We start from the raw sequence: 11832 nt of genomic DNA, 5'->3' as shown, positions 1-11832 counted from the left end.
CCGTCCCGGGCGGGGCGGATCGTGCTCAACATGTGGACTGGGTTGACCGGGCGAGCGGACGTGTGCTTGCGGTCGGTGGTTACCCTCGCGGGGCTGGACGGGTCCGAATTGCGGCTACCGGAGCTGGAGGGTGCATGACCGTCGGGGTGGAAGCGACCAGCGGACAGGACGCTGTGCTCGACGTCCTCGAGGCCGAGGCGATCCACATCCTCAGAGAGGCCGCGGGGGCGTTTCGGCGACCGGTCCTGCTGTACTCGATCGGCAAGGACTCGTCGGTGCTGCTGCACCTGGCCGTGAAGGCGTTCGCGCCGGGGCGGGTGCCGTTCCCCGTGCTGCACATCGACACGGGCTGGAAGTTCCGGGAGATGATCGCGTTCCGGGACGCGACGGCGGCGGGCCTCGGGCTGGACCTGCTGGTGCACACCAACCCCGAGGACGTCACGCCGTTCACCCACGGCACGCACGAGTACACCCGGATCAAGAAGACCGTCGCGCTGCGGCAGGCGCTGGACGCGGGCGGGTTCGACGCCGCCGTCGGCGGTGCGCGCCGCGACGAGGAGCGGTCCCGGGCCAAGGAGCGGATGTTCTCGCTGCGCGAGCCCGGCCACCGCTGGGAGCCGCGCAAGCAGCGGCCGGAGTTCTGGCGCTGCGCCAACACGCGGCTCGCCGAGGGCCAGTCGATGCGGGTGTTCCCGCTGTCGAACTGGACCGAGATGGACGTGTGGCGCTACATCCGCCGCGAGAAGATCCCCGTGGTGCCGCTGTACTTCGCGCAGCCGCGCCCGGTCGTCGAACGCGACGGGCGGCTGATCATGGTCGACGACGACCGCTACCCGCTGCGCGACGGCGAAGAGCCTCAGCAGCGCGACGTCCGGTTCCGCACGCTCGGCTGCTACCCGCTCACCGCGGCCGTCGAGTCGTCGGCCAGGACGCTCGACGAGCTGATCACCGAGATGCGCACCGACCGGCTCTCCGAACGGGCGGGCAGGCTCATCGACGGCGAGGGCGGCACGTCGATGGAGAGCAAGAAGGCGGAGGGCTACTTCTGATGACGCTCCTCGCGGAGGAACCGGTCACGGCCCGGCCGGAGCAGCCGGTCGTGCGCCTCGTCGCCTGTGGTTCCGTCGACGACGGCAAGTCCACGCTGATCGGGCGGCTGCTCGCGGAGACCGGCAGCGTGCCGGACGACCAGCTCGACCACGCCCGGCGCACCCGCCGGGGCGGCTCGACCGTGCCCGCAGGCGAGATCGACTACTCGCTGCTCACCGACGGCCTGGAGGCCGAGCACGAACAGGGCATCACGATCGACGTCGCCTACCGGCACCTCGACCTACCGTCCGGGCGGCGGGTGATCATCGCGGACGCGCCGGGGCACGAGCAGTACACCAGGAACACGGCCGTGGCGACGTCCACCGCGGACGTGGCGCTGCTGCTCGTCGACGCCACCCGCGGCATCCGCGCCCAGACCCGCAGGCACCTCGCCGTGTGCGCGCTGATGGGCGTGCGCACGGTGATCGCCGTCGTGAACAAGCTCGACGCGCTGGACTACGACCACGTCGCCTACGAGGAGCTCGCGGGCGGTGTGCGCACGGCCGCGGCGCACTTCGCCGTCGACGACGTGCAGGTCGTCCCGGTGAGCGCGCTGACGGGGGCCAACGTGGTGGCGCCCGCCGAGGAGCTCGGCTGGTACCACGGGCCGACACTGCTCGAGGCGCTGTCGGCGTGGCGGCCGCCGCAGACGGCGACCGCGCCCGGGTTCCGGCTGCCGGTCCAGTATGTGGTCCGCGCGGAGGGCTTCCGCGGGTTCGCGGGCACGGTCGTCGGCGGCGGGGTGCGTCCCGGCGACGCGGTGGTCGTGGTCTCCGGCGGCACCACGTCGGGCACGCCGCTGACGGTCGACCGGGTCCTCGGCCCGGACGGCGACGTGCGGGCGGCCGGGCCCGGCGAACCCGTGACACTCACGCTCACCGAGGAGGTCGACGTCCGCCGCGGTGACCTGCTCACCACGCCGGAGTCCCTGGAGGACGCGCTGCGCCCCGCCACCGCGTACAGCGCGGAGGTCGTGTGGACGGCCGAGGAGCCGCTGCTGCACGGCCGCTCCTACCTGCTGCTCGCCGGGCCGCTGGCCGTGCCCGCGGTGGTCACCGCCATCCGCGGCAGGCTCGACGTGACCACCGGCGACCGGCTCGCCGCGCGGACACTGGGCAGCAACGACATCGGCACCGTGGAGATCGCCACGGACGCCCCGATCTCCCTCGACGGGTACGCCACGAGCCGGGACACGGGCAGCTTCCTGCTGGTGGACCGGACCACGATGGACACCGTCGCCGCGGGCATGGTGCGCCACGCCCTGCGCCGGGGCCGCAACGTCGTGCCGCACGACTACACGGTCGACCGCGCGGCCAGGGCCAGGCTGAAGCACCAGCGCCCCGCGGTCGTGTGGCTCACCGGCCTGCCGGGCTCCGGCAAGTCGACCATCGCGGACGCGCTGGAGCGGCGGCTGCACGGCATGGGCGTGCACACGTACGTGCTCGACGGCGACAACGTCCGAAGTGGACTCAACCGCGATCTGGGCTTCACCCCGGAGGACCGTGCCGAGAACGTCCGCCGGGTCGCCGAGACCGCGCGGCTGCTGTTCGACGCGGGGCTCGTGGTGATCGTCGCGCTGGTGTCGCCGTTCGCCGCGGACCGCACGGTCGCGCGGAACCTGTTCGACGACGGCGACTTCGCCGAGGTCTGGGTGGACACCCCGGCCGCCGTCTGCGTGGCGCGGGACCCGAAGGGCCTGTACGCCAAGGCGAAGGCGGGCGCGATCCCCAACATGACCGGCGTCGGGCAGGGCTACGAGCCGCCGTCGGCCTCCGAACTCGTGGTCGACGGCACCGCGCCGCTCGACGACAACGTCGACGCGCTCGTCACGCTCGTGCTCGGCGAACGCACTGCGACCGAACGGTAGGTGCCACATGACCGGTCCCCGCAGCCGGGTCCTCCTCCACGTCGGTACCCCGAAGTCGGGTACCACGTATCTGCAGGAAGTGTTGTGGAGCAACAGAGAACGTCTCCGTGACGCCGGTGTGCTCTACCCCGGCGACCGGCCGGACGCCCACTTCCTCGCCACGCTGGACCTGCGCGGCATCGACTACCACGTGCCCGACCCGGACACGGCGGGCAGTTGGGACCGGCTCGCCGCGCAGGCCCGCGCGTGGCCGGGCACGACCGTCATCTCCCACGAGATGCTCGCCGCCGCCGATCCCGGGGCGGTGCGCCACGCGCTGGCGTCCCTGTCCGGCACCGAGGTCCACCTCGTGGTGACCGCCCGGGACCTGGCCCGCCAGATCCCCGCCGCGTGGCAGGAGGACGTGAAGAACCGCGGCCACCAGAGCTTCGGCGAGTTCGCCCGCGACCTGCGGGACCGTGCCGACTCCTACTTCGCGACGACGTTCTGGGGCTACCAGGACCTGCCCGCGATCCTGCGCACCTGGGGTGCGGACCTGCCGCCGGAGCGGGTGCACGTCCTGCCGCTGGCCCGCGGCGGCGGGCGGGACGCGCTGTGGCGGCGGTTCGCGGAGGTCGTCGGTGTCGACCCGGCCGCCGTCGACGGCGACCTGGAGGTCCAGAACGCGTCCATGGGGGTCGCCGAGACGAACGTGTTGCGGCTGCTCAACCACGAGCAGGCCATGGACGCGCTCGACTGGCCCGCCTACGACGCGCTCGTGAAGTCGTTCCTCGCGGTGGACGTGCTCGCCGCGCGCCCCGGCGCCGTGCCGCTGCGGCTGCCCGCCGACGAGCACGGCTGGGTCGAGCAGTGGAGCAAGGACGCCGTCGAGGCGGTGCGCGCGGCGGGCTACGACGTCGTCGGCGACCTCGACGACCTGCTGCCCGCGCCCGCGAACGGGCCGGACCCGGTGCACCCGGACGAGGCGTCCGGCACCGAGGTGCGGGACGCCGCGGTCCACGCGCTCGCGGCGGTGCTGCGCCGGTTCACCGAGGAGCGCAGGGCGTTCGACGAGGAGCGTGCGCGGTTCGAGGTGGACCGCGCTCGGCCGCCGGGCCTGCGGCGCGCCCTGGCCCACCGCGTCGCGAGGGAGCCGTGGGGACACCGCGCGCTGCAGGGCTACCGCGTGGCCCGCGCCGCGTGGCGACGCCGCTCGCGCTGAGCAGGCGCCGCGTTGTGCGGCACCAACGGCGAGCCGAGGTTGTTGATCAGCCGGAAGTGCCGCTCGCGCAGCCAGGTCCGCTCCCGCGCGGGCAGCACCGGCCCGGTGCTCCGGATCGCCGCCCGGCGTGGTGGGCGGCCTCTCCGCGGGTGGGCGCGCGGCCTACTGGGAGTGCGTGTTGCACGAGGAGAACGTCGACCTGTTCACAGACCTGTCCCGTGCGTGCGCTTGACGCGGTGAGATGCTTCAAGCATCATTGAGTCAATGGACGTTGAGTGGTCTTCCTCGGTGGTGGCGCGGGCGCGGCTGCACGCGGCGCTCGGCGAGCCCGCCCGGCTGGCGATCGTCGACCGGCTCGTGCTCGGCGACGCCGCGCCCGGCGAGCTGAGCCGCGCGCTGGGCGTGCCGAGCAACCTGCTGGCGCACCACGTGAAGCTGCTCGAGAAGGCGGGTGTGGTGGCACGGTCCCGCTCCGAGGGCGACCACCGCCGCACCTACCTGCGCCTGCGTCCCGAGGCGCTCGCGCACCTCGCCCCGGAGGGCACGGTGCGCGCGCCGAGGGTGGTGTTCGTGTGCACGCACAACTCGGCGCGTTCGCAGCTGGCCGCCGCGTTGTGGGCACGCCGCAGCCCGGTGCCCGCCGCGTCGGCCGGGACCGCACCGGCCGCCGGGGTGCACCCGCTGGCGGTCGCGGCCGCGCGCGGGCACGGCCTGTCGCTGGCGCGGGCCAGGACCGCGCACGTGGCCGAGGTGCTGCGGCCGGACGACCTCGTGGTCGCGGTCTGCGACAACGCCCACGAACAGCTCGACGTGGACCGCCTGCACTGGTCGGTCCCGGACCCGTCGCGTGCGGGCACCGAGGAGGCGTTCGACCGCGCGTTCACCGACCTCGCCGACCGGGTCGACCGGCTGGCACCCGCCGTCCAGCCACGTGGAGGAACAGATGGCTGACCAGAGCTACGGTCGTCCCGACCTGAGCATCGACCTGATGCACGCGCTGACCACCGCGGCCACCCGGCTGCACGCCGAGTTCGACGGCACCTTCGGCACCGAGACCATCGAACGGTTTCTCCACACCGGCTACGACCAGCTCGCCGCGCACAGCACCGTGCCGAACTTCCTCCCCCTGCTGGCGGAACGGTTCGCCCGCCAGCGCCTGCACGCGCTGGCCAAGGTCGAGGGCCACGCCGCGGGCACGCCGACCGTGCTGTTCCTGTGCGTGCACAACGCGGGCCGCTCCCAGATGGCGCTCGGGTTCTTCCAGCACCTCGCGGGCGACCGCGCGGTGGCGTGGTCGGGCGGTTCGGAACCCGCGCACGAGGTCAACCCGTCCGCGGTCGCCGCGATGGCCGAGCGGGGCATCGACATCTCCCGCGAGTTCCCCAAGCCGTGGACCGACGAGATCGTCCGCGCCGCGGACGTGGTGATCACGATGGGCTGCGGCGACGCCTGCCCGGTCTTCCCCGGCAAGCGCTACCTCGACTGGCAGCTCGACGACCCGGCCGGCAAGGGCGTCGAGGACGTCCGTCCCGTCCGCGACGAGATCGAACGCCGCGTCCGCGGGCTGCTCGACGAACTCGGCGTCCCCGCCGCCTGACCCGGGAGCATCCTCGTTGTCCCGCAAGGTCTTCGCCGAGTTCCTCGGCAGCCTCCTGCTCGCCGCGCTCGTCATCGGCTCCGGCATCGCCGCGCAGCGGCTCTCCGACGACGTCGGCCTGCGGCTGCTGGAGAACGCCGCAGCGACCGCCGCCGGTCTGTACGTGCTGATCCTGGTGTTCGGTCCGGTCAGCGGCGCCCACTTCAACCCGGTCGTGTCGATCGTGGACGCGGCGTTCGGCGGGCTGACCTGGCGTGCGGTGGCGGCCTACGTTCCCGCTCAGGTCGCGGGCTGCGTGTCGGGTGCCGTGCTGGCGAACGCGATGTTCGACCTCGCGCCGGTCAGCATCAGCACCACCCACCGAGCCACCGCCGCGCACGGGCTGTCCGAAGTGGTCGCCACGCTCGGGCTCGTCCTCGTGATCTTCGCGCTGGTCCGTTCCGGCCGCTCGGCCATGGCCCCGGCCGCGGTCGGTGCCTACATCGGCGCCGCGTACTGGTTCACCTCGTCCACCAGCTTCGCCAACCCGGCGATCACGGTGGGCCGCACGTTCAGCGACACGTTCGCGGGCATCGCCCCCGCGTCGGTGCTCCCGTTCGTCATGGCGCAGCTGGCCGGGGCCGCGGTCGCCGTGCTCGTGCTCCGTGTGCTCTACCCGCTCGCCGCCCCCGACCGGCGCCCGGACCCGGAGGCGGCACCGATTCCCTGATCAGTCGGCCAGGGTGTTGCGGTACGGCGGCATGAAGCGGTGACGCGGCATCTGGTCGGCCAGCACGCCGCCGTCGACCACGAGGGTGGTGCCGGTGACGTACCTCGCAGCCTCGGACGCGAGGTACACCACCGCACCGGCCACGTCCTCCGGGGTGCCGTACCCGCCCGCGAGGGGGATCCGTTCCTCCCACGCGGCCTCGAACTCCCCGCGTTCCAGGCGGAAGTCGGCGTCGATGGGGGTGGCGATCATGCCGGGGGCGACCGCGTTGACGGTGATCCGGTGGGGGCCCAGCTCGGCCGCGAGGGAGCGGGTGACGAGTTCGACCGCGCCCTTCGACGCGTTGTAGTGCGCCAGCCCGGCCTCGGCCATGAGACCGTTCTTCGACGAGATGTTCACGATCCGGCCGGGCCGCCCGGCCGCGATCATGTGCTCGGCGATCCGCTGCGACAGGAAGAACACGGCGTCCACGTTGACCGCCATGATCTCCCGCCACGCCCGCGGGGTGATCTCGTTGAAGTGTTCGAGCCGGGCGATCCCGGCGTTGTTCACCAGGATGTCGACCGGCCAGAGGCGGTCCGCCAGGTCAGCCAGCCCGTCGGTGTCGGCGAGGTCGAACTCGACGATCCGGCAGGTCCGGCCGTGCGACTCGACCGCCGCGCGGGTGTCCGCTGTGGACGGACCGCCCGGCCGGTCGACGATCGTGACATCCGCGCCGGCCGCCGCCAGCGCCACGGCGATGGCCTGCCCGAGTCCGCGTGCCCCGCCGGTGACGGCCGCCGCGCGGCCGGTCAGGTCGAAGCTCATGACAGCCCCAGCAGCGGCAGGGCATCCCGGTGGATGAGCTTCTCCACCTCGTCCCGGTCGAGCGGGTCCAGTCCGGGAATCCCCGGCACGGCACCGACCGCGCGCAGCCCGTCGATCGAGGCGTCGACCGTGGTGAACGGGTAGTCGCTGCCGAACAATAGCTTGTCCCACACGCCGTAGTCCTGCACCAGCCGGAGGCTGTGCCACAGCTGGAAGGGCCGGTAGTGCAGCGCGGACACGTCCGCGTAGACGTGCCGGTGCTTGCGGATCACCGCGACGCACTCGCCCTCGAACGGGTGGCCCAGGTGCGCCAGCACCATCCTCAGCTCCGGGTGGCGGATGGCGACCTCGTCGAGGTGGACCGGGAACGCGTACTTCAGCGGCGCCTTCGACACGAACGTGGTGCCGGTGTGCACGAGGAGCGGCAACCCGTGGAGTTCGGCGTAGGAGAACAGGTCGTCGTACTCCGGCGCCGCCGGGTCGAACCCGGCGTACATCGGCATCAGCTTGACGCCGCGCAAACCCAGGTCCTGGTGCCCGTGTGCCAGCTCGTCCCGCCACCCCGGCTGTGTCGGGTCGAGCGACAGGTAGCCGATCAGCTGGTCCCGGTGCGCCGCCACGTACTCAGCGACCGCCGTGTCGTCCACCCACAGCCCCGACCGGCGGGCCTTGCCCCCGACCACGATCGTGCGCGTGCCCTCCGGTGCGCTCGCCGCGTAGTCGGCCCAGCGCACGGTCAGGTCGACGTGACCGCCGTGCGCGCGGGCCGACTCCTCGGCGAACGGGTCGCCGACGTGGTCCGGGCACGTGAACAGGTGCGAGTGGACGTCTACGATCATGTGCGGTTCCGCTTCTCCCAGCCCTCGGCGAACATGTTCCAGAACCGGTGGGTCGGCGGGTGCTCGGCGAACACCTCGTCGGCCAGCTCGACACCGAGCCCCGGCCGGTCCGGGATGTCGATGTGCCCGTCCACCACGGGAAGCGTGCCGCGCACCGCGTCGAACACGTACGGTTCGAGCAGGCCGTCGAACGTCTCCAGGATCGTGAAGTTCGGGATGCCGAGCACCGCGTGCACCGAGGCGGTGGTGCAGAGCGGTGAGTTGGAGTTGTGCGGTGCCACGGTCATCGCGTGCACGTCCGCCATCGCCGCGAGCTTGCGCACCTCCGTGAACCCGCCCGCCATCGACAGGTCCGGCTGGATGATGTCGACCGCGTTCGTGTCGAACAGGCGGGCGTACTCGTAGCGGTTGTGGAAGTGCTCGCCGCCCGAGATGGGGAACGTGGCGCGGGCACGCAGCTCGGCGTAGCGCTCGATGTGCGTCCACGGCAGCGGTTCCTCGAACCAGCCGATGTCGTACGGCTCCAGCTCCCGCACCAACCGGGCCGCGGTGTGAAACGCGAACCGGGCGTGTCCCTCGACGAACAGGTCGACGTCCGGGCCGACGGCCTCGCGGACGGCGGCCACGATGTCCAGCGACAGCTGTCGCTCTGTCTTGGACAGCTCGCCGAGCCCCGCGCCGAACGGGTCGAACTTCAGCGCGGTGTACCCGGTGGCGACGGTCTCCTTCGCGCGTTCGGCGAAGGCGGACGGTTCCCGGTCGCCGGTGTACCAGCCGTTCGCGTACACCCGCACGCGGTCGCGGCACGCGCCACCGGTCAGCCGGTAGGCGGGCACGCCGAGTGCCTTGCCCATGATGTCGTGCAGTGCCTGGTCCACACCGGACACCACGATGCCGCCGATGTCGCCGCCGCGCAGGAAGTCGCCCTGGTAGAGCCGCAGCCACAGCTCCTCGACGTCGAACGGGTCGGCGCCGAGCAGGTGCCGTTCGCCCATCGCCTCGGCCAGCAGGCAGGTCTCGCGCACCCGGTAGGGGTGGGTGATCTCGCCGACGCCGGTGAGGCCCTCGTCGGTGTGGACGCGGACGTAGCCGAAGTCGCGCCACGCCGTGCCGAGCGTCAGCGTCTCGACGCGGCTGATCCGCCCGGCCGGGCCTGCGGCACGGGTCTTGTTCACCGTCAGCACCGCACCGCTCCCGCCATCGTCGACGCGCCCGACACGTCCGTCGCCGGGTCGGCGAGCTGTGCACGCACCGCCGCCTCGGTCGCCGTCAGCAGCCGGTCCACGTCGTCGTCGGTGTGGGCGTAGGAGAAGTGGCTGCGCTTGAGGTTGAGCGGCAGCTCGAAGATGCCGTGCTCCAGCAGCCTGCGGCGGTAGCCGACGAACATGCCGGTGTCGTTGGCGAGCAGGTCGTCGTAGCTCTTCGGCAGGCCGGTCATGAAGTAGGTGACGAACACAGAGCCGTACCCGGTGACAACCGCGGGCACGGCCAGTTCCCGGTAGAGCGCCGCCAGCTCGGTGCGGGCGCGGTCGCCGAGCCGGAACACGTGCTCGTGCACCGGTTCCCGGCGCAGCTTGTCCAGTGTGGCCAGTGCCGCCGCGACGACGGCCGGGTGCCCGTTGTAGGTGCCGGCGAAGAACACCGGTGCGCCGGGGCGGGAGCTGAACAGGTCCATCAGGTCGGCGCGGCCGCCCAGCGCGCCGATCGGGTAGCCGTTGGCGATCGCCTTGCCCATCGTGGTCAGGTCGGGCGTGATCCCGGAGATCTGCTGCCAGCCGCCGAGGCCGTGCCGGACGCCGGTGATCACCTCGTCGAAGACCAGCACGCTGCCGTGACTCGTGCACTCCTCCCGCAACGCGGTGAGGAACTCCTGGTCCGGCAGGAGGCAGCCGACGTTGTGCGGCACCGGTTCCACGATCACGGCGGCGATGTCGGCGCCGTGCCGGGCGAAGGTCTCGCGCACGGCGGCGACGTCGTTGAACCGCAGCACCAGCGTGGCGTCGAGCACCTCAGGGAGTATGCCCGTGGAGATCGGGTCGTGCCGCCCGACGCGGTCCGGGGTGGAGATCACGTTGAGGCTGACCGAGTCGTGCCAGCCGTGGTAGCAGCCCTGGAACTTCACGACGAGCCTGCGGCCGGTCGCGGCGCGCGCGACGCGCAGCGCGTGGAAGGTCGCCTCGGAGCCGGTGCTGGTGAGCAGCACCCGTTCGAAGCTGGGGATCAGTTCGGTCAGGGTCTCGGCGAGGACGACCTCGCCCTCGGTCACACCGACCCCGCACAGGTCCAGGCTGCGGGCCGCCTCGGCGACGGCGACGTCCACCTCGGCGTCGGCGTGGCCGAGCAGCGGCGGCCCGAACGCGGCGTGGTAGTCGGTGTACTCCCGCCCGTCCGCGTCCCAGAACCGCGCGCCCGCGGCCCTGGTGATCACCAGGTCGGACAGGCCTGGGACGTTGCGCTGCCCGCTGTTGACGCCGCCGGGGATGACCTGGCGGGCCCTTTCGGGCAGGGGAGTGGACGGGGTCTCCTGGTGGATCACGTGGTTCTCCTCGGGGTCACCTCGGAACCAGCCCCGCTCCGGGTGACGCGGATATCATTCCGCCGCGACATACGCTTTACGAAACACTATTCGTTCCTGTCGAACAGTACGACGATCGTAAGCGGCTCGAAGGTGCTGGTCAACGAGTGGCTTGAAGATTTGTGCGGTAGAGCCGTAAGCTGTTCGGTCATGACGAACAGCGAGGAGTCCCGGTACTGGATCCGCAGCGTCGCCAGGGCCGTGGACGTGCTGGAGGCCCTGGCCGGGGGCGAGCCGGGCAAGGGGCTGAGTGTGACCGAGGTCGCGGGCGCGTGCGGGCTGTCGAAGAGCTCCGCGTTCGCGACCCTCCACACGCTGCAGCAGCGCGGGCTCGTCGCCGACGACGGCGAGGGGATGAACCGGCGCTACCGGCTGGGCATGGCGCTGGCCCGCTTCGGTGACCGGGCGCGCGACCAGCTCTCCCTGCGGGACGTGGCCCGGCCCGTGCTCGCCGAGCTGACCCGCGCCACCGGCATGACGTCGCGACTGGCCGTGTCCGAAAGCGACCACGCGGTGGTGATCGACCAGGTGATGAACGGCGAACGCGTGCAGGTGGACCTGCGCATGGGCATGCGTGAGCTGCCGCACTGCACCGGCCTGGGCAAGGCGCTGCTCGCCGAGCTGGACGACCGGCAGGTCGCGGACCTGATCGCGAGGATCGGGCTGCCGAAGCGCACCGACCGCACGATCACGCAGCTCGACCAGTTGCTGGCCCACCTGAAGGACATCCGCGAGACGGGGTACGCGTTCGACGACGAGGAGGACGCGACCGGGGTGTTCTGCATCGGTTCCGCGTTACGGGACCACACGGGAGCGTGCGCGGGTGCGATCAGCATCACCGGCCTGAAAATCGGTCTGCCGACGTGGCAGTACCAGGAGCTGGGCAGGCAGGTGCGGGACGCGGCGGGCCGGATCTCCGAGGGGCTGGGGTACGTGCGCGCTTGACGTTCTCGTCGAGTCCTGTTTAGAGTTTCGCCACCAATCGGGCGTACAGCTGGCCCTCCGCGATGTCACAGCCCGACCGCGGAAGGTTCGGTCAGCAGCTCCGCCGCCTGCACGCCTCGCGTGTTCGCCCGGCCTTCCCTCTTCCGTTGCCGCTCCGCGCGGCCGCGGGCCTGGATCGCGTGAAAGCCGAGGCGTCCCATGAC

12 protein-coding genes are annotated in these 11832 nt (G+C 72.1%); 7 read left to right on the top strand and 5 right to left on the bottom strand.

Annotated elements, in window-relative coordinates:
* The first annotated feature begins 134 nt into the window (after nucleotides 1-134).
* From cysD to ACIBVP_RS26560, 6 genes are all read left to right on the top strand, one after another.
* Nucleotides 135-1049 carry a sulfate adenylyltransferase subunit CysD gene (gene cysD, locus ACIBVP_RS26585; protein ID WP_396109059.1) on the top strand — a complete coding sequence of 305 codons (915 nt, stop codon included), beginning with the start codon at nucleotides 135-137 and terminating at the stop codon, nucleotides 1047-1049.
* Nucleotides 1049-2956, top strand: a complete 1908-nt coding sequence (gene cysC / locus ACIBVP_RS26580; protein ID WP_396109058.1) for an adenylyl-sulfate kinase — start codon at nucleotides 1049-1051, stop codon at nucleotides 2954-2956. Before cysD ends, cysC begins: the two co-directional genes overlap by 1 nt.
* Nucleotides 2957-2963: 7 nt before the next feature.
* Entirely contained in the window at nucleotides 2964-4157 is a 1194-nt protein-coding gene (locus tag ACIBVP_RS26575) for a hypothetical protein (RefSeq protein ID WP_396109057.1), read from the top strand.
* Between the two features lie 264 nt (nucleotides 4158-4421).
* Entirely contained in the window at nucleotides 4422-5108 is a 687-nt protein-coding gene (locus ACIBVP_RS26570) for a helix-turn-helix domain-containing protein (protein WP_396109056.1), read from the top strand.
* A complete protein-coding gene (locus tag ACIBVP_RS26565) occupies nucleotides 5101-5754 on the top strand; it encodes an arsenate reductase ArsC (protein WP_396109055.1) in 654 nt (217 codons plus the stop codon). Before ACIBVP_RS26570 ends, ACIBVP_RS26565 begins: the two co-directional genes overlap by 8 nt.
* Before the next feature lie 16 nt (nucleotides 5755-5770).
* Nucleotides 5771-6463 carry an aquaporin gene (locus tag ACIBVP_RS26560; RefSeq protein ID WP_396109054.1) on the top strand — a complete coding sequence of 231 codons (693 nt, stop codon included), beginning with the start codon at nucleotides 5771-5773 and terminating at the stop codon, nucleotides 6461-6463.
* Here the strand turns inward: ACIBVP_RS26560 and ACIBVP_RS26555 are convergent, their stop codons facing one another.
* Genes ACIBVP_RS26555 through ACIBVP_RS26540 form a run of 4 tightly spaced genes read right to left on the bottom strand, consistent with a single transcriptional unit; the run spans nucleotide 6464 to nucleotide 10645 of the window.
* Nucleotides 6464-7270, bottom strand: a complete 807-nt coding sequence (locus ACIBVP_RS26555; RefSeq protein WP_396109053.1) for an SDR family NAD(P)-dependent oxidoreductase — start codon at nucleotides 7268-7270, stop codon at nucleotides 6464-6466. It lies immediately after the preceding gene.
* Nucleotides 7267-8109: an amidohydrolase family protein gene (locus tag ACIBVP_RS26550; RefSeq protein ID WP_396109052.1), complete on the bottom strand. Its 843-nt coding sequence runs from the start codon at nucleotides 8107-8109 to the stop codon at nucleotides 7267-7269. Before ACIBVP_RS26550 ends, ACIBVP_RS26555 begins: the two co-directional genes overlap by 4 nt.
* The gene (locus ACIBVP_RS26545) at nucleotides 8106-9284 is read right to left on the bottom strand and encodes a mandelate racemase/muconate lactonizing enzyme family protein (RefSeq protein WP_396109051.1); all 1179 of its coding nucleotides are present in this window, start codon (nucleotides 9282-9284) and stop codon (nucleotides 8106-8108) included. Before ACIBVP_RS26545 ends, ACIBVP_RS26550 begins: the two co-directional genes overlap by 4 nt.
* 2 nt (nucleotides 9285-9286) lie before the next feature.
* Entirely contained in the window at nucleotides 9287-10645 is a 1359-nt protein-coding gene (locus tag ACIBVP_RS26540; RefSeq protein ID WP_396109050.1) for an aspartate aminotransferase family protein, read from the bottom strand.
* A 189-nt stretch (nucleotides 10646-10834) separates the two neighbouring features.
* Between ACIBVP_RS26540 and ACIBVP_RS26535 the strand changes: the two genes are divergently transcribed.
* Entirely contained in the window at nucleotides 10835-11629 is a 795-nt protein-coding gene (locus tag ACIBVP_RS26535; protein ID WP_396109049.1) for an IclR family transcriptional regulator, read from the top strand.
* A gap of 65 nt (nucleotides 11630-11694) precedes the next feature.
* Here ACIBVP_RS26535 and ACIBVP_RS26530 read toward each other — a convergent pair whose 3' ends face one another.
* Complete coding sequence (locus ACIBVP_RS26530; protein ID WP_396109048.1) at nucleotides 11695-11829, bottom strand: hypothetical protein; 135 nt, start codon at nucleotides 11827-11829, stop codon at nucleotides 11695-11697.
* Nucleotides 11830-11832: the final 3 nt, after the last annotated feature.

Source organism: Actinophytocola sp. NPDC049390 (genome assembly GCF_044466355.1).
GTDB lineage: Bacteria > Actinomycetota > Actinomycetes > Mycobacteriales > Pseudonocardiaceae > Actinophytocola.
Note: the sequence above shows the minus strand (reverse complement) of the source record. Positions and strands in the feature narration are given on the sequence as shown.